Origin of the sequence: Bradyrhizobium sp. 76 (genome assembly GCF_023073025.1) — a bacterium.
Classification (GTDB): Bacteria; Pseudomonadota; Alphaproteobacteria; order Rhizobiales; family Xanthobacteraceae; genus Bradyrhizobium.
On the sequence record NZ_JADPIS010000103.1, the window covers coordinates 180,734 to 206,276 of the forward strand.

The following is a 25,543-nucleotide window of genomic DNA, read 5'->3' on the forward strand; positions in this document are numbered from 1 at the left end:
GTTATTTGCGGACCTTGAGGGCGAAGAGACCCTGCGGCCGCAGCATCAGGATTCCGACAACGGCAAGCAGCGTCAGCACCTTGGCCATCGAGCCCGACAGGAAGAACTCGAGGGTCGATTGGGTCTGCGAGATCGAGAAGGCCGATGCGATGGTGCCGAGCAGGCTTGCCGCGCCCCCGAACACGACCACGAGGAACGTATCGACGATGTAGAGCTGTCCGGAGGTCGGCCCGGTCGAGCCGATCATCGTGAAGGCGCTCCCGGCGACACCGGCAATGCCGCAGCCGAGGCCGAAAGTGTAGCGATCCACCTTTTCGGTGTTGATGCCGACGGCTCCGGCCATGATGCGGTTCTGCACGACGGCGCGCACCTGCCGGCCCCAGCGCGATTTGTACATTACGTAGGCGACGCCCACGGTGATCAGGACGGTGAGGCACATCACGAAGACGCCGTTGATCGGCACTTCGATGCTGTCGGTCACGTGCAGCGAGCCAAGCATCCATTGCGGCAGCTCGACGCCGACCTCGCGCGCGCCGAACACGGAGCGATAGGCCTGTTGCAGGATCAGGCTGAGGCCCCAGGTCGCAAGCAGCGTGTCGAGCGGGCGCTTGTAGAGGTGCCGTATCAGCACCCATTCCACCAGCATCCCCAACGCACCGGATGCGACAAAGGCCAGGATCATCGCGAGGAAGAAGTAGCCGCTGAACAGGCTCGGCAAATAGGACTGGAAGAAGCTCGAGGTCATCCAGGTGACGTAGGCCCCAAGAATCATGAACTCGCCATGGGCCATGTTGATGACGCCCATCTGGCCGAAGATGATCGCAAGTCCCAGCGCCATCAGGACGTAGACGGAGAACAGGATCAGTCCTGCAAAGCCCTGCATGACGAAGATGGAGCCAAGGTCACCAAGCGAGTAGTCGCCGAACATCGATGTCCTCCGTCGGGAAAGGGTCCCGCGTCGCGAGCAGGTTCGCGACGCGGGGGTCTTGGGCGTGGATTTGCGGTCCACGCCAGGGAGAGGTTTTGTCTGAAAGGGAAACGGCGACGAACGCCGTGACTGACTGATAGCTCTCGTCTTACTGGTAGCCCTTGGGGAACGGATCCGGCTCGACCAGATCAGCGGTCTCGTAGATCAGTTCGAACTGGCCATCGAGCTTGGCACGTCCCACCCGGGTCTTCGACCAGAGGTGATGATTTTCGTGGATGCGCACATAGCCTTCCGGAGCGCCCTTGAACTCGATGCCTGGCGATGCCGCCGCGATCTTGTCGATGTCGAAGGAGCCCGCCTTCTCCACCGTCAACTTCCAAAGCCACGGGCCGAGATAGGCAGCCTGGGTGACGTCTCCGATCACGGTCTTCTCGCCCCACATCTTCTTGAACGCCGGGACGAAGGTCTTGTTGTTCGGATTGTCGAGCGACTGGAAGTACTTCATGCAGGCATAGGCACCCGCGATGTTCTCGCCGCCGATGCCGTCGATCTCGTCTTCCGTCACCGAGATCGTCAGCAGCGCCTGCTTGGAGAGATCAATACCGGCCGCCTTGAGCTGCTTGTAGAACGCGACGTTCGAACCGCCGACCACGTCGGTGAAGATCACGTCTGGCTTGGTCAGCTTGATCTTGTTGATGACCGAATTGAACTGGGTGTTGCCGAGCGGATAATACTCTTCGCCGACGACCTTGCCCTTCAGCACGTTCTCGACATGCTTGCGCGCGATCTTGTTCGAGGTGCGCGGCCAGATGTAGTCGGAGCCGATGAAGAAGAACGACTTCGCACCCTTCTCCTTGGCGATCCAGTTCAGGCCGGCGAGGATCTGCTGAGTGGCTTCCTGGCCGGTATAGATCACGTTCTTGGACTGCTCGAGACCTTCGTAGAAGGTCGGGTAGTAGAGCATGCCGTTGTACTGCTCCATGACGGGCAGCACGGCCTTTCGGGATGCCGAGGTCCAGCAGCCCATGATCGCCGCGACCTTGTCGTTGACGAGCAGCTTCTTGGCCTTTTCGGCAAAGGTCGGCCAGTCGCTGGCGCCGTCTTCCTGGATGAACTTGATCTTGCGCCCCAGCACGCCGCCCATGGCATTGATCTGCTCGATGGCGAGCTTTTCGGCCTCGATCGAGCCGGTCTCGGAGATCGCCATGGTGCCGGTCGCCGAATGCAGGATGCCGACCGTCACCTCGGTGTCGGTAACCGCGAGGCCCGTGGTATTGACCGCCGAGGTCGCCGGGGCCTGCGCAAAAGATGCTCGCGGCAGCATGGTGATGGCCGGCACGGCCGCCATTCCCATCAATAATTTGCGCCGGAGCGGCGATAACAGGCCCTTGTTCGCTTCGTCTGACATGAGCACCCCACTGTTGTTCGAGGACACGCGATTGGTGCCGTGAGGATGGCTCGAATTTGTGCGCCGCAAGCATACGCAAGATCGCGTATACTGCACCGCAAAATGACGACGTAGGCTTTTGGTACGGGTTTTGCGAGGGGTCCGGCGCGTTCGGGAGTAGGAGTGGGGCTGAAGTGGCAGGGCGGCAGCGAATAGATCGCGTCAGGCGCCAGTACAACCAATGGGTCGCCAACCAGACGCTGGAAGACTACGCGCTGCGCTTCACCGCCAAGAGCGCGCGCCGGTGGTCCGCCGCCCGCGTCGCCAACACTGCACTGGGCGCCATCTCCTTTCTCGCGCTGGAGGCGATCGGCGGCACCATCACCCTGAACTACGGCGTTACCAACGCCACCGCCGCGATCCTCGTCGTCTCCACCATCATCTTCTGCTGCGGCGTCCCGATTGCCTATTATGCCGCCAAATGCGGCATCGACATTGACCTGCTTACCCGCGGCGCCGGCTTTGGCTATATCGGCTCGACCGTCACCTCGCTGATCTACGCCTCCTTCACCTTCATCTTCTTCGCCATCGAAGCGGTAATCCTGGCGACCGCGCTCGAGATGTGCTTCGGCATTCCGCGCCCGATCGGGTACCTCATCAGCGCGGTCGCGATCATCCCGCTTGTCACCTACGGCATCACGCTGATCAGCCGCTTCCAGCTCTGGACGCAGCCGATCTGGATCATCCTGCACATCCTGCCCTTCGCGGCGATCGCCTGGGCCAACCCTTACTCGTTCACGGAGTGGCGCAAATTCGCCGGCGAGCACGGCGACGCCAGCGGACATTTCGATCTTCTGCTGTTCGGTGTCGCATCCTCCGTGGTGTTTTCGCTGGTGGCCCAGATCGGCGAGCAGGTCGACTTCCTCAGGTTCCTGCCGCGCGACCGCCGCACGTCGCGAACGTCGTGGTGGGCCGCCCTGCTGATCGCCGGCCCCGGCTGGATCATCTTCGGCGCGCTGAAACTGCTGCTGGGCTCGTTTCTCGCCTTCTTTGCGCTGAGCCACGGTCTCTCCAGCGAGCTGGCGGCCGAGCCTGCGCACATGTATCTCGAAGCGTTTCGCTACGTGCTGTCGCAGCCTGACATGGCCTTGGCACTCACCGGCGCGTTCGTGATCCTGTCGCAGCTCAAGATCAACGTCACCAACGCCTATGCAGGCTCGATCGCCTGGTCGAACTTCTTCTCGCGTCTGACGCATAGCCATCCGGGCCGGGTCGTCTGGCTGGTGTTCAACGTGATGGTGGCGTTGCTGCTGATGGAGATCGGCGTCTACAAGGCGCTGGAGCAGACGCTCGCGCTCTACTCCAATGTCGCGATCGCCTGGGTCGGCGCGCTGGTGTCCGATCTCGTGGTCAACAAGCCGCTCGGCCTGCGCCCACCGCAGATGGAGTTCAAGCGCGCCCATCTCTACGATATCAACCCGGTCGGCGTCGGCGCGATGACGATCGCGACCATCGTCTCGATCGCGGCATTCTACGGCCTGTTCGGCTCGACCATGAAAGCGCTCGCGGCCTTCGTCGCACTGACGGTCGCCTTCGTCACCGCGCCCGTCATTGCCTGGCTCACCGACGGAAAATACTACATCGCGCGCAAGCCGAAGAGGAGCTGGGCCAATATCGAATCGATCCAGTGCTGTATCTGCGAGCACCATTTCGAGCCGGAGGACATGACCTCCTGTCCTGCCTATGCCGGCCCGATCTGCTCGCTATGCTGCTCGCTCGACGCGCGCTGCCACGATTTGTGCAAACCGCATGCGCGCGCGCAGGTGCAGTTCGCCGACGCGCTCGCCAGGATCTTGCCGCAGGCGATCTATCAGCGGATCAACTCGCAGTTCGGCCATTACATCGGTGTGTTCGTGGTCTCCGCGGGCCTCGTCGCGCTGGTACTAGGGCTGATCTACCTCCAGACCTCGGTCAGCGTGCCCGGCGAGAACATGCTCGTCTCCAACGTGCTCTGGAAGGTGTTCTTCTCGCTCAGCATCATCATCGGCGTGGTCGCCTGGCTGTTCGTGCTGGCGCAGCAGAGCCGACGGGCCGCCGAGGCCGAGACCCGGCGCCAGACCACGCTGCTGATCCAGGAGATCGACGCGCACAAGCGCACCGACGCCGAGCTCCAGCGCGCCAAGGAAATCGCCGAATCCGCCAACCTCGCCAAGAGCCGCTACGTGGTGGGCCTAAGCCACGAGCTGCGCTCGCCGCTGAATGCTATCAGCGGCTATGCCCAACTCCTGGAGCAGGACACCACGCTCAACACCAAGCCGCGCGACCAGGTCCGCGTCGTCCGCCGCAGCGCCGATCACCTCTCCGGCCTGATCGACGGCATTCTGGACATCTCCAAGATCGAGGCGGGGCGGCTGTACCTGTCGCGCGACGAGGTGCGCCTGACCGAGTTCCTCGACCAGCTCGTCGGCATGTTCCGCCTTCAAGCCGCTGCCAAGAGCATCGACTTCGTGTTCAGGCGGCCGGCGCATTTGCCGGTCGTGGTCTATGCCGACGAGAAGCGGCTGCGCCAGGTGCTGATCAATCTGCTGTCCAACGCGATCAAATTCACCCAGACCGGCAGCGTCCATTTCGTGGTGCACTATCGCAGCCCGGTCGCGGAGTTCGAGGTGATCGACACCGGCCCCGGCATCCAGGGCGACGATCTCGAACGCATCTTCGCACCCTTTGAACGCGGTGCGCTCGGTGTCTCGCAGCCGCAGACCGGCACCGGGCTGGGCCTGACCATCAGCCGGCTGCTCGCCGGCGTCATGGGCGGCGACATCAAGGTCTTGAGCACGGTCGGCAGCGGCAGCACGTTCAAGGTCAAGATGCTGCTCTCGGAAGTCACCAATCCGCAGCGTATTGCGCCGGTGGAGGCCCCGATCTCAGGCTATCACGGCGCACGCAAGACCATCCTCATCACCGACGACGATCCCGTGCATCGTGACCTCCTGCGTGAGGTGTTGACACCACTCGGCTTCATCCTGCTCAGCGCGCCCGACGGCCCCGGCTGCCTGGCGCTGGCCCAGCACTGCCGGCCCGATCTGTTCCTGCTCGACATCTCCATGCCTGGCATGGATGGCTGGACGGTCGCGGAGACGCTACGCGCCAACGGCCACCATCAGGCGCGCATCCTGATGGTGTCTGCCAGCGCGCTCGAGGCCCACGGCACACCGCTGGCACAGCCTTTCCACGATGGCTATCTGATGAAGCCGATCGACATTCCCAGGCTTTTGGAAAGCATCCGCCAGCTTCTCAAGGTCGAATGGCAATACGGCTCGGAGGAGATCGCCGTGCCGCTGTGGCGGCCGGAGAGCGGCTCGCGACCGCCGGTACAACACATCGAGGCGCTGATCGGGCTCGGTCAGATCGGCTACGTCAAGGCTATCCAGTTGAAGCTGGACGAGATCGGCAGTGAGCATCCTGAACATGCCGACTTCGTCGCGGAAATGCGGTCGCTGGTCGACCGCTTCGATCTCGACCAGTATATGGCCACATTGAAGACGTTGCATGCGTATGAGCACTGAGTCGAAAAAGCGCGACGTCGCGCTCGTAGTCGACGACTCCCCGGAGACGCTGCGGCTGCTTACCGACGCGCTCGACAGCGCAGGGATGACGGTGATGGTGGCGCTCGACGGCGCAGCCGCGATGCGCATCGTCGACCAGATCACGCCTGACATCGTGCTGCTCGACGCGGTGATGCCGGGCATGGACGGGTTCGAGACCTGCCGCCGCCTCAAGCGTGATGCGGGCCTTGCCAATGTCCCGGTGATCTTCATGACAGGGCTCGCCGAGACCGAGCACATCGTGCGCGGGCTGGAGGCCGGCGGCGTCGACTACGTGACCAAGCCGATCGTGATCGAGGAGATGCTGGCGCGCATCCGCGTTCATCTCGGCAACGCGCGGATGACGCAGAGCGCGCGCGCCGCGCTCGACGTCTCCGGCCGATTCTTGTTCGCGGTCAACCGCCAGGGCAAATTGTTGTGGGCGACCCCGCAGGCGCAGAAGCTGCTGGCAGACCACCACGGCGCGCAGGCCGAGGACGACTTCGTCCTGCCGGTACCATTGCTGCAATGGCTGGAGCAGGCGAAGGGCAAGGGCAGCTCGAAGTCTCAGGCGGCTTCCTTGCCCGACAATCCTCAGCTCCGCCTGTACTACATGGGCGAGACCGCGCCGAACGAGTTCCTGCTGCGACTCTCCCGGGAGTCCGGCACCGCGCCGCCACCCGAATTCACCAGCGAGCTTGGCCTCACCACCCGCGAAGGCGAGGTGCTGGCCTGGCTCAGCAAGGGCAAGACCAACCGCGACATCGCGCAGATTCTGGGCTTGAGCCCGCGCACGGTCGACAAGCATCTCGAGCAGATCTACTCCAAGCTCGGCGTCGAGAACCGGACTGCGGCTGCGGCGATTGCGACGAATGCGACAAGAAGGAATTCGTAGTCTTGCTGCGAGTGAGTTGAAACACTCCTTGCCCAACAAAAGATGTCGTCCCGGCCTAGTGCGCAATTGCGCACTAGGCCGGGACGACTGCAGAGTGTGTGGTCAGCGCGAGCGCCTCACCCGTACACAAACTCCCCGCCATCCAGATCCGTCTTCGGGATCTCGTCCTTTTCGGTCCAGTAATCCTGGCTGTGCTGCCATTCCGGCTTGTCGCCGCGCTTGGGCAGCAGGTCCATGTTGCGCATCATGTAGCCGGGGTTGAAGTTCTCCGGATCGATCCAGGGCAGGATCGGCATGTTGTGGTCTTCGGCGCGCAAGCTCACCTCGACCTTCTTCTTGCCTTTGGCCTTCATGTGACCGAGCAGACGGCAGACGAAGTCGGCAACGAGGTCGACGCGCAGCGTCCAGCTGGCGCGGAAATAGCCGAACACCCAGACCATGTTCGGCACGCCCGTGAACATCATGCCGCGATAGGTAACGGTGTCGCCGAAGGCGAGCGGCTTGCCGTCGACCTCGAAGGCGATGTCGCCGAGCGCCGCGAGATTGAAGCCGGTTGCGGTGACGATGATGTCGGCTTCGAGCAGCTTGCCGGATTTGAGCTGGATGCCGTTCTCGACGAAGCACTCGATCTCGTCGGTGACGACGGACGCCTTGCCGCTGGCGATCCCCTTGAACAGATCGGCATCCGGCACGAAGGCGATGCGCTGCCGCCATGGCCGGTAGCTCGGCGTGAAATGGGTGTCGACATCGTACTCCGGACCGAGCACCGCGCTGATCTGGCCGATCAGCTCCTTTTTCACCTGCTCGGGTTTTGACAAGCAAAGCTTGGTGAACGCATCCTGCTCGAACAGGATCTTTCGCCGGACAATCTCGTGGATCCAGGCCTCGTCGACCTGCAGCCGGCGCAGCTCCTCCGCGATCTCGATGGCGTTGCGGCCGAGACGGAAATAGGTCGGCGAACGCTGCAGCATCGTGACATGCGCGCATTTGTCGGCAATGTTCGGCACCAGCGTCGCCGCCGTCGCGCCGGAGCCGATCACGACGACCTTCTTGTTCGCGAGGTCGATAGCATCAGGCCAGGTCTGCGGATGAACTATGCGGCCCTTGAAGCGATCGGTACCTTTCCATTCCGGCGTATAGCCTTCCGAATGGCGGTAATAGCCCTGGCACATCCAGAGGAAGTTCGCCGTGAAAGTTTTTGGCTCGCCGGTGTCGGTCGTCACCGCCTCGATGGTCCAGAGGTTCTGCTCGCTCGACCAGCTCGCCGAATTGATCCTGTGCTTGTAGCGGATATGCCGCGCGATATCGTTTTCGTCGATCACCTCGTTCATGTAGGCGAGGATTTCGTCGGCGGTCGCGATCGGCGGCCCGACCCAGGGCTTGAAGCTATAACCGAAGGTGTGGAGATCGCTGTCGGAGCGGATGCCGGGATAGCGATGTGTGGTCCACGTGCCGCCGAACGTCGCCTGCGTTTCCAGGATGACGAAGCTCGCACCGGGAAGCTGCTTGGTCATGTGATAGGCGCTGCCGATGCCCGAGATACCGGCGCCGACGATCAGCACGTCGAAATGTTCAGAAGCCTGTTTGGCCGTGGCGTGACTGCGAACAGCGACATTCATTGTTGCTTCTATGCCTTGCTTGTTTTTGTGGCCGCCCTTGATTGGGCGGCGCGTTTCCTCTGCGACGGACGTGGTCGCCCAGCGCGGTTCCGCTTCAAGATGACATAGATCAGGACGCGGTCAAATCACAGCGTCGCACCCCAGCTCCGCGCAGTCTGCAATATCCAGTCGCGATAGAGCGTGAGCGGCGTGACGCCTGTCAGCCCGCCGCAGCCGGCGGCTCCGTTCGGCCCCGTGGACCAGCTGATCACGCCGACGAGCACGGCTCCGGCCGGCTTGTCCTCGAACACGGGACCGCCGGAATCACCGGTGCAGGCGCCAATTCCGTCGCGAACACCGTTGGTTACGGGGTCGACCAACCGGATCTGGAGCGTGCCGGGCCGCCCCGTCGCAACGAGGCCGGCAACACGCGTCGCGCCGCCACTCTTGCCGTCGCCACGCACGGTGACGCCGATACCGGCGATGACGAAGCGGCTGCCGACCTGGATCGGAATATTCGGCGCACTGACCGGTACCGTCGATTTTCCCTTCAATGGAATTTCCAGCTGCAGCAGCGCCAGGTCGGCGGTAGCGCGATGCCCTTGCATCGCCTGCATGTTGAAACTCGGATGGATCGCGACGGTGCGGACATTCAGCAGTTGCGGCTGCCCGTCGGTGCCGCGGTCGACGATCTTGTAGTCCGCGCCGGGCTGCACGCAGTGGGCGACGGTAAGCACCAGCCTTGGCGCAACCAGGGTGCCCGTACAAAAATTGCCGCGCGAGCCGACGATGGTGACGACGGCGCGCGCGACGCCATCGGCCTGCGGCGTGCCGCCGCCAACGATGGCATAAGCGGGCGTGGCCAGCAGCAGCGCGGCTGTAATGATCGTTGCAAGCTTTTTCATGGGAACACGCTTCGGCATCGGTGACGGCGGCGGGATGGCTTCGGACTGGCTCTTGCCGATAGCGCATGCTAGCGCTCTTGGAAAGGAATTGACGAGGGCGGGATCTTGACGATCGAGGCTGTGATCTTTGATTTTGGCGGCGTGCTGACGAGTTCGCCGTTCGAGGCGTTCACACGGTTCGAGACAGAGCGTGGCCTGCCCATCGGCATCATCCGGCGCACCAATGCCGCCAATCATCTGGAAAATGCCTGGGCCAAGTTCGAGCGCGCCGAGGTCGATATCGACACGTTCGACGAGCTGTTCGCAACGGAGTCGCTGGCGCTCGGCGCGGAGGTGCGCGGCCGCGATGTGCTCCCGCTGCTTCAGGGCGATCTGCGCCCCGAGATGGTGGAAGCGCTGAAGCGCATCAAGGCGCAATTCAAGACCGGCTGCATTACCAACAATCTGCCGGCCAATGCGATCGGCAGCATGACCGGGCGCTCACTCTATGTCGCCGAGGTGATGGTGCTGTTCGATTATGTCATCGAGTCCGCCAAGATCGGCCTGCGCAAGCCCGACCCGCGCATTTATCAGCTGATGGTCGAGACACTGAAGGTTGATCCGAAGAATTGCGTCTATCTCGACGATCTCGGCGTCAATCTGAAGCCGGCCCGCGAGATGGGCATGACGACGATCAAGGTCACCAGCGGCACCCAGGCGATCGCCGAGCTCGAGGCCGCGACGGGATTGAAGCTGAGCTAGAGCGTCATTCTCCGTCATTGCGAGCTATCGCCGAACCAGACCTACTCCGTCGCGCCTGCAATCCGCTCCGGAAACGCAGCGGCAAGTGACGCGCGATCGGCTTTCAACACGCCTCGCTCGGTGATGAGGCCGGTGACGAGCCGCGCTGGGGTCACGTCGAAGGCATAATTCGCGACCGGCGAGCCCTCCGGCACGATGCGTACCGTCTCAAGCCTTCCGTCTGCGGTGCGGCCGGTCATGTCGGTGACCTCCTTGCCGCTGCGCTGCTCGATCGGGATGTCGCGGACGCCGTCATCAACGGCAAAATCGATCGTCGGCGACGGCAGCGCGACATAGAACGGCACGTTATTGTCGTGAGCGGCGAGCGCCTTCAAATATGTGCCGATCTTGTTGCAGACGTCGCCATTGGCGGCAACGCGATCGGTGCCGACGATGGCGAGATCGACCATGCCGTGCTGCATCAGATGCCCGCCGGTGTTGTCCGGTATGACCGTATGCGCCACGCCGTGATGGCCGAGCTCCCAGGCCGTGAGCGAGGCGCCCTGGTTGCGCGGACGCGTCTCGTCGACCCAGACATGGACCTTGATGCCGCGCTCGTGCGCGAGATAGATCGGCGCCGTCGCCGTGCCCCAATCGACGGTCGCAAGCCAGCCGGCATTGCAATGGGTCAGCAAATTGACCGTCTCGCCCGGCTTCTTCCTTGCGACGATCGCCTCGATGAGTTTCAGGCCGTTGCCGGCGATGCCGCGGTTGATCTCGACGTCCTGCTCGACGATCTCGTCGGCGCGCGCATAGGCAGCTTCGGCCCGCTCTAGCGGATCGATCGGCGCGAGGCTCGCTCGCATCTCGTCCAGGGCCCATTTCAGATTGATCGCGGTCGGCCGCGCCACCACGAGCGTGTCGTAGGCACGCTTCAGGCCGGCGTCGGAGGCGTCCTCGCGCATCGCCAGCGCCATGCCGTAGGCTGCGGTTGCGCCGATCAGCGGCGCACCGCGCACCAGCATGTCGCGGATGGCGAGGGCCGCGTCCTCGCATGAGATCAGCTTCGCAACGATGAACTCGTGCGGCAGCCGGCGCTGGTCGATCGCTCCGACCGACCAGCCGTCGCGCTCGCGCCAGATGCTACGGAAATGCTTGCCGTCGACCTTCATGGCATTCTGCCTTTCGTATCACGTTTGCAGGATGCGCCCGGCCACCGCATCGAGCTTCTTCAAGAGCTCGGGATCGCGCGCCTCGGGCGCGGTGATCAGTGCGGTATCGAGCGCGCGGTCCGAGCCGATCGGGCACGGCTCATGCTCGCGCGGGAAGTCTTTCGCCAGCCGGGCCACCAGCGCTTTTGCCTTGTCGGCGTTCGAGTTCAGAACGCGGATGATGTCCTGCACGGTGACGGCGTCGTGATCGGGATGCCAGCAATCGAAATCCGTCACCATCGCGACGGTGGCGTAGCAAAGCTCGGCCTCACGCGCGAGTTTCGCCTCGGGCATGTTGGTCATGCCGATCACGGAATAACCAAGCGTCTTGTAGGTCGTGCTTTCCGCATAGGTCGAGAATTGCGGTCCCTCCATGCAGACATAGGTGCCGCCGCGCGCAAACGCGATGCCCTCGGCTTCGGCCGCCGTGGCAAGATGGATGCGCAGCCGCGGCGAGACCGGGTGCGCCATCGACACATGCGCGACGCATCCCCTCCCGAAGAACGAGCTCTCGCGTTTGTGGGTACGATCGACGAACTGATCGACGAGAACGAAGGTTCCCGGCGGCAGTTCCTCCCTGAACGAGCCACAGGCCGACAGCGAGATCAGGTCGGTGACCCCGGCGCGCTTGAGGACGTCGATATTGGCGCGATAATTGATGTCGGAGGGCGACAGCCGGTGGCCCTTGTCGTGGCGCGGCAGGAACACGATCGGCAAGCCGGCAATTGAGCCGCGCCGCAGGGGCGCCGACGGCTCACCCCAGGGGCTTTTGATCACCTCTTCGCGAGCGTCCTCCAGCCCCGGCAGGTCGTAAATGCCGGAGCCGCCGATGATGCCCAATACCGCCTGCGTCATACCTGCTCCACCCCGTTCGCGCCATCGCGATTCCGGGGAGAAGCTATGCCAGTTTTACGTCGGTTTTGGAACGGGGGGTGATGGAGTCAGAAAGTGCCGTCATGGAGACGCGCGCCTGATTATGCCGCGGCCGCCGACTGCAGCTGGGTCGCGACCATACGCTCCAGCGTCTCGACCGACTGGAAGTTCTCCGGTGTGATCTCGGACTGGGGAATCGTGAAGTCGAACTCGGCTTCGACGCCGAGCATCAGATTGACCATGTCCATCGAGGTCAGGCCGACGTCGACGAGCTTGGCCTGCGGCGTGACCTCGGCGGAGAGCGAGTTCTGGGCGAGGACGCCCTTCACCAGCTTGATGATGCGATTGCGCAACTCGGTATCGAAAGCCTGCATCGGTAAATTCCCATCTGTCGACAAAGGTCGGACTGGTTGCCGGCTACGATGGGCACGGCGGGCCGATCCCGCAATGGACACCACCATTACTTCGCGTTTCTTAGTAAACGATGACTCAGATTGTCTGGATTTCCGACTTCTTACAGATCCCTAACGCGATCGCGGGAATCCGGACGATGCAAACAACCCGAACTTAACTGTTCGTTCGGAATTGGGCTTTGTTTACCCTCTATTTCATCGACGAATTTGAATTAAATCCGTAGCCTCATCTCATAAGCAAAGATGGTCGAAGGATCGCTCAAGCGGCATCGCGAATGATGCCGGCGATCCTGAACGGCAAACCGGAGGCGGACGAGTATGAACGTGCGTGAAGCAGTCCTCACTGTCGACGAGACGCAGACGAGCTTTCTCGAGCATGGTCCCTCCCTCATCGAACGCGCCGCCCGGACCGCCACCGTGGCGGCAGCCGACGCCGACGGGGTCGATCGCGATGCCCGCTTCCCTCACAAGGCTTTCGAGGTTGCGCGTGAGCAGAAGCTGCTCGGCGTCATGATCCCGGCCGAGTTCGGCGGCTTCGGTGCCTCGATCCACGACGTCACCGACGTCTGCTACACGCTCGGACGCGCCTGCGCCTCCACGGCGATGATCTACGCCATGCACACGACAAAGGTCGCCTGCGTCGTCAGGCACGGCCACGGCATCCCCTGGATGGAAACCATGATGCGCCGGGTCGCGCGCGACCAGTGGCTGCTCGCCTCCTCCACCACCGAAGGCCAGAACGGCGGAAACATCCGCGCTAGCGCCGCCGCCGTCGACGTCGTCGGCGACACCGTCTCGCTGCTGCGCGACGCCACAGTGATCTCCTACGGCGCCGAGGCCGACGGCCTCGTAACCATCGCCCGCCGCGCCACCGACGCTTCTGCGTCCGACCAGGTTCTTCTGGCGCTCGCCAGGGACGACTATTCGCTGAAGCGGACGCTGGGCTGGGAAACGCTCGGCATGCGCGGCACCTGCTCGACCGGTTTCGAGCTGAAGGTCGACTGCCCGACCGACCGCGTCTTCCCGGAATCCTACGACAAGATCCACGCTCAGACCATGACGCCGTTCGCGCATCTGTGCTGGTCCTCGGCCTGGGCTGGTATTGCTGCAGCCGCCGTTACCCGTGCGCAGGCCTTCGTCCGCAAGGCGGCCCGCACCTCAGGCGGCCAGATGCCCCCGGCGGCCGCGCATTTCACCGCCGCCAAGATGTCGCTGGCCAAGCTGCGGGCGCTGATATCAGCCAATATCGACGCCTTTGCTCGCGCCGAGCACGACGAACGCGCGCTCGGCTCGCTCGACTTCCAGTCTTCGATCACGCTTCTGAAGGTGCAGGCCTCGGAGCTCGCGGTCGAGACCGTGATGCATGCGACGCGCACCGCAGGCCTTTCCGGCTACCGCAATGACGGTGAGTTCACCATGGGCCGCCACCTGCGCGACGTGCTGTCGTCGCCGATCATGATCAACAACGACCGCATTCTGGCCAACGCCGCAACATCGACCCTGATGAGCGGCGTGCCATTGAGCCTTCACGACTGACGTCCTTTTCCTAACTGACGCGCCTTGGCGACCAAACCAACAAGAACAATTTTGAGATAGCAGGACATCGAATCATGAACATTGCCGTCCTCCCCAATTCGCCCGAGACCGCCCCGCAAATCGCGGATCCGCTCGATCATCTCGCCGACAAGCTCTTTCATCCGATGGGCTCGGACGGCGTCTACGCCCGCACCGCGCTTTATGAGGGCATCGTCGAGCGGCTCGCCGCACTCATTACGAGCCATCGCGAGGCGGGCACCGAAGTGATGCGCTTCCCGCCGGTGATGAGCCGTTCACAGCTCGAGAAGTCCGGCTATCTCAAGAGCTTTCCGAACCTGCTCGGTTGCGTCTGCGGCCTGCACGGCACCGAGCGCGAGATCAACGCCGCGGTCAGCCGCTTCGATGCCGGCGGTGACTGGACCAGCTCGCTCTCGCCGGCAGACCTCGTGCTGTCGCCGGCGGCCTGCTATCCCGTCTATCCGATCGCGGCGAGCCGCGGCCAGTTGCCGAAGGGCGGCCTGCGCTTCGACGTCGCCGCCGACTGCTTCCGCCGCGAGCCGTCAAAACATCTCGACCGGCTGCAATCGTTCCGGATGCGGGAATATGTCTGCATCGGCAGCCCCGACGACGTCGCCGATTTCCGCGAGCGCTGGATGGTGCGCGCGCAGGCGATTGCGACCGATCTCGGTCTCACCTTCCGCGTCGATTATGCCAGCGATCCGTTCTTCGGCCGCGTCGGTCAGATGAAGGCGGTGAGCCAAAAGCAGCAGCAGCTCAAGTTCGAACTGCTGATCCCGCTGCGCTCGGAAGAGCAGCCGACGGCCTGCATGAGCTTCAATTATCACCTCGAGCATTTCGGCACGACCTGGGACATCAAGGACGCCAATGGCGAGCCGGCCCACACCGGCTGCGTCGCCTTCGGCATGGACCGCCTGGCTGTCGCCATGTTCCACACCCACGGCACCGACCCTTCCGCCTGGCCCGCCAAGGTGCGGGAGATCATGGGCCTGCAGCCGCAGATCGCGGCCGATGCCCACGGCGAAGGCTGGCGCTAACGGCAAGAGGCCGGCCATTTCCACGGGAAAGACGAGCGTGATCCATACCAAGGTCCGATGCCGCGAGATCACCGAGTCCGACGTCGATGCGGTCGCGGACTTGCTGACGCGCGGCTTCGTCGGCCGCTCGCGCGGCTACTGGATCCAGGGCCTGCGCCGGCAGGCCTTCAGGCCCGTACCGGAAGGCTATCCGCGCTTCGGCTACATGCTCGACAATGACGGCACGCCGGTCGGCGTGCTGCTGCTGATCTACACGGCGCGGAGGGACGGCGATGAGACCGCCATCCAGTGCAATTTGTCGAGCTGGTACGTCGATCCGGCCTACCGCAACTACGCCCCGCTCCTGACCAAGATCGCGCAGCGCCACAAGGACGTCACCTATCTCAACATCAGCCCGGCGCCGTGGACCTGGCCGATCATCGAGACGCAGGGCTTTCGCGCCTATTGCCGTGGCATCTTCTTCTCGGTGCCAGCGCTGGCGCGCGTCCCACGCTGGAGCAAGATCGAGGTCATCTCGCAGCACGCCAAGACGATCGACGGGCTTTCCGATGCCGAGACCGATCTCTTGACGCGGCATGCGCGCTACAATTGCCTCAGCCTGGTCTGCCGCACGCCGAAGGGAACGTTCCCCTTCATCCTGCAACCGGTGCGCATCCGCCGTGGCATCATTGCGCCGCCCGCGATGAAGCTGATCTACTGCCGCAACGCGGCCGAATACACCGAATGCGCAGGCCGCATCGGCCGGCTGCTGCTGCGGCTCGGCAAGATCGCGGTCGCCGTCGATTCCAACGGCCCGGTTTCCGGCCTCGTCGGCATCTACACCGAGCGTCGCGGCCGCAAATATTTCAAGGGCCCACACCGGCCGCAGCTCGCCGATCTCACGGATACGGAACTCGTGCTGTACGGGCCGTAGGCCCCGTTTGGGCCGGACATTCGATGTCATCCGGGCCTAACGCGCAATTGCGCAGGTCGACCGGCGCGACGGTACCTTGCCCCCCCTTCACATTGGCAGCATCCCTGCATCGCCGGTCACCCTCCGTAAACTAAGGCGCTTAAGGGAATTTTCCCGCTTCTTCGCTAGCCTCGGCGACTGAATTACATCGCGTTAAGTCTATTGCCCGCCGAGACCCCGCCGCCCCATGACGTCGATCCGCGACAACGAGCTTGATGCACGCCGCGAGCAGGGCCCGAAGGCCCTGGTCGGGCTGAGCCAGCTTGCGCTCGACCACATGGAGCAAGGCGTCTGCGTCTACGATGCCGGCAACCGGATCGTGCTGGTCAATCAGCGCTACCTCAGCCTGTTCAACATGTCGGCCGAAATCGTGCGGGTCGGCACGAGCTACCGTGACGTGCTCGCCCACAGCGTGGCCCTCGGCAACATCCCTGCGGGGGAAGTCGACGCACTCTATGCCGCGCGCATGACGCGGATCGCAGCCGGCCAGCCGTTCCGGACTCAGCAGACGCTCGCGAGCGGCGTGGTCATGGCGCTCGAGCTAAAACCGCTTCCCGGCGGCGGCTGGATGACGATCTGCGAAGACGTCAGCCGCCTCGCCCGGGTCGAGGCGGAGCTGCGCGTGCAGACCGAGCGCAGCCAGCACGCGCTCGCCAACATGGCGCACGGATTGATCATGTACGATGCCGACAGCCGCGTCGTCGTCTGCAACGAACGTTTCCTGAAGCTCTACAATCTCGACCCGGAAATCGTGAAGCCGGGCGTCTCGCATTGTACGGTCATCGAGCACTGGATGTCGCGCGGCAACCTGCCGGGGGTGTCGGCCGACGAATTCTACGACACCAGGCTGGAGGACGTGCGCACCAGGAAGGCGAAAAACCTGCTGGTGATGCGCTATGACGGACGGATGGTGCAGGTGGTTTCCCGTTTTCTGCCCGACGGCGGCTGGGTGACCGTGCACGAAGACGTCACCGAGCGGCTGCAATACGAGGAGATGCTAAGGCAGCAGAACTTCATGCTCGACGCGGCGCTGGAGAACATGGCACACGGACTCGCCTTCTACGACAGCGAGATGCGCCTGCGCGTCTGCAACACCACCTACCGGAAGATCTATCGGCTCTCGCCGGAGGAAGCCAAGCCGGGCACGCATCTCGGCGAACTGATCGAACGCTCGATGGCAAACGGCGCGTTCTCCTCCGAGTATAGTCCGCAACAACTCCTGGAAGCCGCCAGCGCAAGGATTGCCGACCGCAACTCCTCGCCGATACGCCGGCGGATGTCGAACGACACCACGATCTCGGTGCGCTATTGCGCTCTGGCCGAGGGTGGTTTTGTGGCCACCTACGAGGACATCACCGAACGCGAGCACGCAGTCGAGGAGCTGAGCGAGCAGTATCGGCGCTTCGACGCGGCCCTGAACAACATGAGCCAGGGCCTGTGTATGCTCGATTCGAGCTTGCGCGTCATCGTCTGCAATCGGCGCTACATCGAGATGTACGGACTGTCACCCGAATTGGTGAAGCCGGGTGCGTCGATGCGCGAGATCATGGAGCACAGCTGCGAGCTCGGCATCCATCCAAACACCACCGCCGCGCGGCTCTATGCCGACTATGTCGAGAGACTGCGCGAGGGCGAGCACACACTGCACCGCTATTTGGGCGACGGCCGCATCATCAAGCTCAATCACAAGCGAATGGAGCATGGCGGCTGGGTCGTCACCTATGAGGATGTCACCGAACGCCACAAGGCCCAGGCCCGCGTGGCGCACATGGCGCGGCACGATTCACTCACCGACCTGCCCAATCGCACTCTGTTCCGCGAGAAGATGGGCGAGGGACTGAACCAGGTCGCGATCGCCGGCGGCGCGATGGCCGTGCTGTGCTTCGACCTCGACAATTTCAAGACCGTCAACGATCGCCTCGGCCACGCGGCCGGCGACCGGCTGTTGCGCTGGGTCGCGGCGCAGCTGAAGGAGAATGTCGGCGAGCACGACACCGTCGCGCGGCTCGGTGGCGACGAGTTCGCGGTTCTCCAGCGCGGGCCGCAGCCGCAATCGGCGGAAAGGCTCGCGCGCCGCCTGGTCGAGATCATCGGTCACCCGCCGCCGCTGGAGCACCAGTCGATGCATGTTGGCGTCTCCGTCGGCATCGCAATCGCGCCCGATCATGGGCTCGACGCCGACCAGCTGATGAAATGCGCCGACCTCGCGCTGTACCAGGCCAAGGCCAAGGGGCGCGGCGCCTATCAGCTGTTCGAGCCCGAAATGGAGAAAGAGGCTCGCAGCCGGCACGCGCTCGAGCACGATCTGCGCGGCGCGCTGGAGGCCCGTGAATTCCACCTGGCATTCCAGCCGCAGGTGCGGCTCGACACCACCGAACTTACCGGCTTCGAGGCGCTGCTGCGCTGGAAACATCCCTCGCGCGGCCTCGTCTCACCGGCGGAATTCATTCCGATTGCGGAAGAGAACGGCCTGATCGTTCCGATCGGCGAGTGGGTGCTGCGCACGGCCTGCGCGACCGCCGCGACATGGCCCGATCTCACCGTCGCCGTGAACCTGTCGCCGGTGCAATTCCGCTCGCGCGGGCTGGTGACGATGGTGACGAGCGCGCTTGCGGAGGCCGGCCTGCCACCGCATCGGCTCGAGCTCGAGCTCACCGAGACGGCGCTGCTCGACGACAGCGAGGCGACGATCGAGATCCTGCACCAGCTCCGCGCGTTGGGGGTGCGCGTCAGCCTCGACGATTTCGGCGTCGGCTATTCTTCGCTGAGCTATTTGCGCAGATTTCCGTTCGATCGTATCAAGATCGACCGCTCCTTCGTCGGCACGATCAGTGAAAGCCCGGAGAGTGTGGCGATCGTCCGCACCATCGCCAGCCTCGGCTCGGTGCTCGGCGTCGAGACCACGGCGGAGGGTGTGGAGACGATTGAACAACTCGACTTCGTCCGCGAATGCGGCTGCACCGCCGTGCAGGGATATTATTTCGGCAAGCCCTCCCCGGCCGCGGAGGTCGGACGCGTGATCGAGACGCTGAGCGCAGTACGCCGCGTGGCGTAAGGGCCCCACCGAAGGCAAATTCCGTATCTCGGCACGCCTTCAAACGACCAATTGTCGCACGTGCGCTTTTCGGCGGGATCACCGTATCGCGCCCGCGCAATGCGCTTTTCTTCTCCCATGAATTCGGGGACAATCCCGTCATAACAATGAGAAACGGCGGCCCGAACCAGGCCACCGCGAGGGAGGAGTTTCGATGTCGCGATACGGGCTGAAGACAATCGCCTTTGCCGCCATGCATGCCGTTGTGAGCGCGCTGCTCGCAACCGCCGCCGGTGCGCAGGATTATCCCACCAAACCGGTGACGCTGATCGTGCCATGGCCCGCCGGCGGATCGACCGACATCTCGATGCGCGCGATCGCCGACAGTGCGTCTAAGGTCCTGGGGCAGCCGATCGTGATCGACAACAAGGCCGGCGGCGGCGGCACTGTTGGACCTGCCACCATGGCCGCAGCTGCGAAGCCGGACGGCTACACCATCTCACAGCTTCCGATCACCGTCTTCCGCCTGCCCCTGATGCAGGAGGTGTCGTGGGATCCGGCGAAGGACTTCACCTATATCGTTCACCTCACCGGCTACACCTTCGGCGTAACCACCAGCGCCGAGTCGCAATTCAAATCCTGGAAAGATGTGGTCGAGTTCGCGAAGGCAAATCCGGGCAAGGTGACCTACGCGACGCCGGGCACAGGCACCTCGCTTCATATCGGCATGGAGCAAATCGCCGCGATGTCCGGCATCAAGCTCACGCAGGTGCCGTTCAAGGGCGGGGCAGAGACCAACGCCGCAGTACTCGGCCAGCATACCATGCTGCAAGCCGACTCCACCGGTTGGCGGCCCTTGGTTGACGCCGGCAAGCTGAAGCTTCTCATGGTGTGGACCGGCGCGCGATCGCCGAATTATCCTGACGTGCCAACGCTGAAGGAGCTCGGCTATCCCATGGTCTATGATTCCCCGTTCGGCATCGCCGGCCCCAAGGGCATGGATCCCAAGATCGTCGCCAAGCTGCACGACGCCTTCAAGAAGGCGGTCGAGGATCCCGCGGTGATCGCCACGCTCGCCAAATACGATATGGTGCCGAGCTACAAGAATACCGAGGAATACAAGAAGTTCGTCGTCGAGGTCACGGAGTCAGAGCGCAAGGTGATCGACACGCTCGGGCTTGCGAAGAAGTAGGATTGAGCCACTTTCGTGTCCCGGATCTGCAGCGCACCGCGTCGCGCTGCGTAGCGTCCGGGGCACGGCCGAGAGGGTATCGATGAACGACCAAACCACCGTCAAACTCCGTCTCAACAACTCCGAACTCTGGGGCGGCTTGATCGGGCTCGCGCTCGGCGGCTTCGTGATCTGGCAGGGTGTGAAGCTCAAGCTCGGCACCATCAACGATCCCGGCTCCGGCTACGTACTGTTCTACACGGGCATCCTGATGTGCGTGTTCGCGGCCAGCATTATCATCTCGGCCATCACCGAGGGCGGGCCGACGCTGGCTTCGCGCTGGGACAATGTGAGCTGGAGCAAGCCGCTTCTCGTCATCGCCTGCCTCACTGCGTTCTCCTTTGCCCTCGAGCCGCTGGGATTCTTGCTGTCATCGATTCCGCTCATGTTGCTTTTGCTGCGCTTGATCGATCCCGTGCGTTGGACGCTGGCGATCCCGATCGCCGCGCTGGTGCCGCTCGGAATGTGGTGGGTACTCAAGCGGCTGCTGCTGATCCAGCTACCCTCGGGCCTGTTCGGGATCGGTTGATCGCATGGATACGCTCGTCAACGTCGCGCACGGGTTTGGCGTCGCGCTCCTGCCGATCAACCTGCTCTACTGTTTCATCGGCGTCTTCATCGGTACGCTGGTCGGTGTACTGCCAGGCATCGGGCCGATCTCGGCGATGTCTCTGTTGCTTCCGGTGACACTGTCAGGAACGCCGGAATCCGGCATCATCATGATGGCGGGGATCTATTACGGCTCGATGTATGGTGGCTCGACCACTTCGATCCTGGTCAATATCCCGGGCGAGGCGGCTTCAGTCGTGACCTGTATTGACGGCCACCAGATGGCGAAGCAGGGCCGTGCCGGCCCTGCGCTGGGCATCTCCGCCTTCGGCTCCTTCATCGCCGGCACATTTTCGCTCGTTGCGCTGATGCTGGTGGCACCTCGGCTCGCCAACATCGCCATCGCGTTTGGCCCTGCCGAATATTTTAGCCTGATGGTGCTCGGCCTCATCGTGCTCACGTTTCTCACTCAGGGATCAATGCCGAAGGCGCTCCTGATGGCATGTATCGGCGTCGTGCTCGGACTGATCGGCCTCGACAGCATCACGGCGCAACCGCGGCTGACGTTCGGCCGCATGGAGCTGATCGACGGCATCGGACTCGTGCCCGTCGTGATGGGCCTGTTCGGCGTCGCCGAGGTGCTGCTCAATACCGAGCAAGCAATCAAGCGCGATATCATCAACGCCAAGATCACGCAGCTGTTGCCCAATAAGGCCGATTGGCAGGCGAGCGCCGGCCCGGTGGCTCGCGGCACGTTCCTCGGCTTCCTGCTCGGCATTCTCCCGGGCGGCGGCGCCGTGGTCGCCTCGTTCGCGTCCTATGCCCTGGAGAAGCGGCTGTCGAAAACGCCGGAGCGTTTCGGCCATGGCGCGATCGAGGGCGTAGCGGGTCCCGAATCCGCCAACAACGCGGCGGCCGGAGGCGCTTTCATTCCGCTGATGACCTTGGGCATCCCCCCGAACGTGGTAATGGCGCTACTGCTCGGCGCCTTCGTCATCCATGGCCTCCAACCGGGGCCGCTGCTGATCACGCAGAACCCCGGCCTGTTCTGGGGCATCGTCGCCAGCATGTATATCGGCAACGTCATGCTGCTGATCCTCAATTTGCCGCTGATCGGCATGTGGGTGCAGCTGCTCAAGCTGCCCTACAACATCCTGTTCCCGCTGATCATCCTGTTCACGATCCTGGGCGTCTATTGCTCGAGCAACAACGTGTTCGACGTCTATGTGATGGTCGCGTTCGGCATCATCGGTTATTTCATGCGCAAGCTCGGCTTCGAGCCCGCGCCGCTGGTGCTGGCGTTCGTGCTGGGACCGATGATGGAGAACAATCTGCGCAAGTCGCTGATCCTGTCGCAGGGCGACCTCTGGACCTTCGTGCAGCGCCCGATCTCGGCAGCGTGTCTGGCGCTCGCGCTGGTGCTGCTGATAGCGCCGTTATTGCCCGCGTTGCGCAAGAAGCGCGAGCTCGTGGCGCTGGATGAGGGCGCGTGAGGGTTTGGCAGGGTGTCTCAGCTTGCCGCGGGCAGCACGCTATCCGGCGGCGCGCCCCAGGGGCGGTCGGCTGAGGCGAGCCCGATCAGGCGGCCCTGGATGTAGTCGCAGCCCCAGTCGCGCAGCATGTTCGCAGCTTCTTCGTCCTGCACCCATTCGGCCACCGTCTTGATGTCGAGGCGGCGAGCGAGGTCGATCAAGGTCTGCACGAAGGCGCGGTCGTCGGCGGAGCGAGTGATGTTCTGCACGAACGCGCCGTCGATCTTCACGATGTCCACGCCGAGCTTGCGCAGATTACGGAACGAGGTGTAGCCGGCACCGAAATCGTCGATGGCGATGCGACTGCCGAAATTCTTCAGCCGGGTGACGAAGCCGCGCACGTCGTCGATGTCCTGGATCGCGACGGTTTCGGTGATCTCGACGATCAGCCGCTCGGCGACGCCGGGATGGGCGCGCATGAGCGATTCGATTCCGGCCCACCAATCCGGATCCATGGTGGTGTCCGGGGAGATGTTGAGGCTGAGGCAGATGTCGGGCGCGGCGGCGAGCTCGGCGACCACGAGCTCGAGCACGCGGTGATCGACCAGGCGGATCAGGCCGAGCCGTTCCGCGACCGGCACGATGTCGGGCGCGAGCAGCACCTGGCCGTCGCCCTGGTCCATCCGCACCAGGCATTCGTGAAAAGCGCACTCGCGCGAGAGAGCGGCAACCACCGGCTCATAGGCGAGCTTGATGCGGCGCTCGTTCAGCGCCGTGACGATCTCGTCGGTGACGCGGATGTTGACGCGGCGCTGGGCGTCGCGCGCGGCATCCGGGCGCCAGGCGGCGAACGAGCCGACGCGGCGTTGTTTCGCGGTGTCCAGGGTCTCGTGGGCGCGATTGACCGCTTCATCGGTGTTGCGGGCATAGCGCGGCACGCTGACCGCGCCGATCGAGGCGGTGACCGACACCGGGCCGGATTTGGTCGGCACCACCTCGTCGCGGATGCCGGCGAGGAAGCGCTCGGCGGCGACGTTCATGTCGTCGACGGTGCAGTTCTTCAGGATCAGGCCGAACTTGTTGCCGGAGAAGCGGCCGAGCACGTCGCCCCCGCGCAAGCGCGCGCGAATGCGCGTGGCGACGTCGAGGATCACGGCGTCGGCAACGTCGAAGCCGAAGGCTTCGTTGACACGCGCGAGATGATCGATGCCGACCAGCATGAAGGCCGCGGTCGAGCGGAAACGGGTCGTCTCCTCGATGGCCTCGGCCAGCGCGGCGATCAGATGCGAGCGATTGAGCTCGCCGGTCAGCGGATCAAGCCGGGCGAGCTTCGTCAGTTCCTCGTCGCGGGCATGGCGTTCATTGTTGATGCGGACGGAGCCGATCGCACGCACGGGGCGGCCGTCGGGGCCGGCGAACCACCGGCCGGTCTCCTCGATCCAGACCACGGGATCGGCGGCGCTCATGCGCACGCCGTACTCGACCCGATAGGGCGTGCCGTCGGCGCCATGCACGGCTGAGGTCTGCGCCAGCGCGGCGGTCCGCAGCGATTGCGCGGGCTCGATCAGCTTTGCGAATTCGGCGCCGGTGGCCAGCCGTTCGGTGGGAATCCCGGGGAAGATGGCGCCGACCTGCTCGCCCCAGACGATGGCATCGCTGGCGATGTCCCAGGCGAACACGGCCTGGCCGAGGGCAGCCAGGATGTCGGAGGCTTGCGGCAATGCGGGGGTCAAAATCGCCTCGTTTCGGGACAGCGGGGAGTCCTGAGTCGGCACAGGATAAAGCCAGATTCGCCATTGACCCTAGGCAAAGTTGATAAACAATTTGGAAACCACGTTTGTTCTCGTGCAGGAACCAAACCGGCCCGTCCGGCATAGGCCTTGCGAGTACATCACACGCACCGGCGCCAGCGTCTCGAAACGCGACAATCCAGGCCGGGTCAACGGTGATCGCGATGTTGAGTACTGATCAAGTGGACATGGCGGACAACGGCACAGGCTCGGCTGTGGTGCCGCTGATGCCGGTTTTGCAGTGGGTCCACAAGGCACCGCTGCCGCGCCCCGATCCGAGCTTCGTCGCCCAGCTCATCGCCAATGCCGAGCACCTGCCCCAGGCGAGCCGACTTCGCCGCGTGTCTTCTGAGGATGCGCAGGTCGCCTATGGCAGCAAGCGCCCGCTTCCGAGCGTGACCGCGCGCACGCGCCAGGTGGCTTGAATCAGCGCGGCGCGTCGGGAGACGGCTGGGTGCCGTTGCCCGGCTGCAAATGCGGCGAGGGAATTTCCGGCGAGGGCGTACTCACAGGCTTCGGCGCGGGATGATCCATCAGTACGGATTCGGCGACCGATTGCGCGGATTGCGCGGATGCGGGCGGCGCAACGACCGGCTCGAACTTGGGCTCGAACGTCCCTTCATCCGCCGGCGTCTCGGCTTGGCGCTTGGCCTTGCGAGGCGCCGGCACTGTCGTTTCGGCGACATAAGCGACGCGGCGGCGGGTGCGCTGGGCGATGCCGCCGAGGAAATCGGCCATCGCCAGCAGCACCAGAAGGAAATAGGTGGAGTTGCCGAATTTGGGCCACATCACGAATTCGGCCGCAGCCGCGCCGAACACAATCAGCGACAGCAAATGATCCATCAGGAATTTCGACCCGGGCCGCGCGCCCTTGACCACCTCGAGCAGCAGCAGCACGACACCTAGCGCGAGCATCACGTCGGCAAGCGTGACCGGCCAGGCCTCGCCCGTGATCATCGGCACCCTGAACAGCACGTCCGTAAAGGACACGCTGGGCATCAGGAAGGCGATGATGTTGTAGACCGCAAGCGGGATCAGGAGCAGCGGGAAACCGACCATCGGCGAAATGCCTTCTCGATCAAGAAATCCAGACAGGACAATGCGGCGGCGAAGCATTCGCTCCGCCGCCGTCACTGTCATATCTCATGGATTGGCCGAAATCAGGCAGGCGAAATCATCCTGCCTGGGAAAGGTCCTGAATTCAGGACTCTTTCTTCTTCAGGACCTGACGGCCCTTGTACATGCCGGTCTTGAGGTCGAGATGATGCGGACGACGGAGCTCGCCGGAGTCCTTGTCTTCCACATAGGTCGGCTTCTTGATGGCGTCGGCCGAGCGGCGCATGCCGCGGCGCGACGGCGAGGTTTTTCTTCTCGGAACGGCCATTTCAGTATCCTCTAGGGATTGGTGTC

Annotated in this window: 21 protein-coding genes; 11 read left to right on the top strand and 10 right to left on the bottom strand. The window is 63.7% G+C overall.

The genetic code is table 11. The annotated features are described in order from the left end of the window. Position 1: 1 nt before the first annotated feature. Positions 2-928: an urea ABC transporter permease subunit UrtB gene (gene urtB, locus IVB48_RS27205; protein ID WP_018455942.1), complete on the bottom strand. Its 927-nt coding sequence runs from the start codon at positions 926-928 to the stop codon at positions 2-4. Between the two features lie 148 nt (positions 929-1,076). After that, positions 1,077-2,336, bottom strand: coding sequence for an urea ABC transporter substrate-binding protein (gene urtA, locus IVB48_RS27210; RefSeq protein ID WP_018455941.1), 1,260 nt, complete (start codon positions 2,334-2,336; stop codon positions 1,077-1,079). 173 nt (positions 2,337-2,509) lie between these two features. Between urtA and IVB48_RS27215 the strand changes: the two genes are divergently transcribed. Next, positions 2,510-5,881 (top strand): ATP-binding protein, encoded by a 3,372-nt coding sequence (locus IVB48_RS27215; RefSeq protein ID WP_247404683.1) that lies wholly within the window; start codon positions 2,510-2,512, stop codon positions 5,879-5,881. Next, complete coding sequence (locus tag IVB48_RS27220) at positions 5,865-6,794, top strand: response regulator transcription factor (RefSeq protein WP_247285228.1); 930 nt, start codon at positions 5,865-5,867, stop codon at positions 6,792-6,794. The genes IVB48_RS27215 and IVB48_RS27220 overlap by 17 nt, the downstream gene beginning before the upstream one ends. Before the next feature lie 116 nt (positions 6,795-6,910). Here IVB48_RS27220 and IVB48_RS27225 read toward each other — a convergent pair whose 3' ends face one another. Together IVB48_RS27225 and IVB48_RS27230 are read right to left on the bottom strand one after the other, a co-directional pair. Next, positions 6,911-8,413: an NAD(P)/FAD-dependent oxidoreductase gene (locus IVB48_RS27225; RefSeq protein WP_247285227.1), complete on the bottom strand. Its 1,503-nt coding sequence runs from the start codon at positions 8,411-8,413 to the stop codon at positions 6,911-6,913. 125 nt (positions 8,414-8,538) lie between these two features. Further along, on the bottom strand, positions 8,539-9,297 hold the full coding sequence (locus tag IVB48_RS27230; RefSeq protein ID WP_247404687.1) for a trypsin-like serine protease: 759 nt from the start codon (positions 9,295-9,297) through the stop codon (positions 8,539-8,541). Between the two features lie 105 nt (positions 9,298-9,402). Between IVB48_RS27230 and IVB48_RS27235 the strand changes: the two genes are divergently transcribed. Continuing rightward, entirely contained in the window at positions 9,403-10,038 is a 636-nt protein-coding gene (locus IVB48_RS27235) for an HAD-IA family hydrolase (RefSeq protein WP_247404689.1), read from the top strand. A 41-nt stretch (positions 10,039-10,079) separates the two neighbouring features. Here the strand turns inward: IVB48_RS27235 and mtnA are convergent, their stop codons facing one another. The 3 genes from mtnA to IVB48_RS27250 form a co-directional block, all read right to left on the bottom strand. Continuing rightward, positions 10,080-11,189 (bottom strand): S-methyl-5-thioribose-1-phosphate isomerase, encoded by a 1,110-nt coding sequence (gene mtnA, locus IVB48_RS27240; RefSeq protein ID WP_247404692.1) that lies wholly within the window; start codon positions 11,187-11,189, stop codon positions 10,080-10,082. A gap of 18 nt (positions 11,190-11,207) precedes the next feature. Continuing rightward, a complete protein-coding gene (locus tag IVB48_RS27245; RefSeq protein WP_247404695.1) occupies positions 11,208-12,083 on the bottom strand; it encodes an S-methyl-5'-thioadenosine phosphorylase in 876 nt (291 codons plus the stop codon). A 119-nt stretch (positions 12,084-12,202) separates the two neighbouring features. Beyond that, the gene (locus tag IVB48_RS27250; RefSeq protein ID WP_247404698.1) at positions 12,203-12,475 is read right to left on the bottom strand and encodes a phosphopantetheine-binding protein; all 273 of its coding nucleotides are present in this window, start codon (positions 12,473-12,475) and stop codon (positions 12,203-12,205) included. A 357-nt stretch (positions 12,476-12,832) separates the two neighbouring features. On the opposite strand from IVB48_RS27250, the gene IVB48_RS27255 reads away from it, so the two are divergent. From IVB48_RS27255 to IVB48_RS27285, 7 genes are all read left to right on the top strand, one after another. Continuing rightward, positions 12,833-14,050, top strand: coding sequence for an acyl-CoA dehydrogenase family protein (locus IVB48_RS27255; protein WP_247404701.1), 1,218 nt, complete (start codon positions 12,833-12,835; stop codon positions 14,048-14,050). 74 nt (positions 14,051-14,124) lie between these two features. Next, positions 14,125-15,105, top strand: a complete 981-nt coding sequence (locus tag IVB48_RS27260) for an amino acid--[acyl-carrier-protein] ligase (RefSeq protein ID WP_247404704.1) — start codon at positions 14,125-14,127, stop codon at positions 15,103-15,105. A 37-nt stretch (positions 15,106-15,142) separates the two neighbouring features. Then, positions 15,143-16,018 carry a hypothetical protein gene (locus tag IVB48_RS27265; protein ID WP_027566010.1) on the top strand — a complete coding sequence of 292 codons (876 nt, stop codon included), beginning with the start codon at positions 15,143-15,145 and terminating at the stop codon, positions 16,016-16,018. 226 nt (positions 16,019-16,244) lie between these two features. Next, complete coding sequence (locus IVB48_RS27270) at positions 16,245-19,112, top strand: PAS-domain containing protein (protein ID WP_247404707.1); 2,868 nt, start codon at positions 16,245-16,247, stop codon at positions 19,110-19,112. Between the two features lie 193 nt (positions 19,113-19,305). Further along, the gene (locus IVB48_RS27275; protein ID WP_247404710.1) at positions 19,306-20,283 is read left to right on the top strand and encodes a tripartite tricarboxylate transporter substrate binding protein; all 978 of its coding nucleotides are present in this window, start codon (positions 19,306-19,308) and stop codon (positions 20,281-20,283) included. A gap of 82 nt (positions 20,284-20,365) precedes the next feature. Next, entirely contained in the window at positions 20,366-20,851 is a 486-nt protein-coding gene (locus IVB48_RS27280) for a tripartite tricarboxylate transporter TctB family protein (RefSeq protein ID WP_247404713.1), read from the top strand. A gap of 4 nt (positions 20,852-20,855) precedes the next feature. Then, entirely contained in the window at positions 20,856-22,364 is a 1,509-nt protein-coding gene (locus IVB48_RS27285) for a tripartite tricarboxylate transporter permease (RefSeq protein ID WP_247404717.1), read from the top strand. Between the two features lie 17 nt (positions 22,365-22,381). Here the strand turns inward: IVB48_RS27285 and IVB48_RS27290 are convergent, their stop codons facing one another. Beyond that, positions 22,382-24,076, bottom strand: a complete 1,695-nt coding sequence (locus IVB48_RS27290; protein WP_247404723.1) for a bifunctional diguanylate cyclase/phosphodiesterase — start codon at positions 24,074-24,076, stop codon at positions 22,382-22,384. Between the two features lie 221 nt (positions 24,077-24,297). Here IVB48_RS27290 and IVB48_RS27295 point away from each other — a divergent pair, with 221 nt between their 5' ends. Continuing rightward, positions 24,298-24,558 carry a hypothetical protein gene (locus IVB48_RS27295; protein ID WP_027566016.1) on the top strand — a complete coding sequence of 87 codons (261 nt, stop codon included), beginning with the start codon at positions 24,298-24,300 and terminating at the stop codon, positions 24,556-24,558. Between the two features lies 1 nt (position 24,559). Here IVB48_RS27295 and IVB48_RS27300 read toward each other — a convergent pair whose 3' ends face one another. Next, positions 24,560-25,192, bottom strand: a complete 633-nt coding sequence (locus IVB48_RS27300; protein ID WP_027566017.1) for a hypothetical protein — start codon at positions 25,190-25,192, stop codon at positions 24,560-24,562. A gap of 142 nt (positions 25,193-25,334) precedes the next feature. After that, positions 25,335-25,517 (bottom strand): 50S ribosomal protein L32, encoded by a 183-nt coding sequence (gene rpmF, locus IVB48_RS27305; protein ID WP_007598106.1) that lies wholly within the window; start codon positions 25,515-25,517, stop codon positions 25,335-25,337. Positions 25,518-25,543 lie beyond the last annotated feature (26 nt).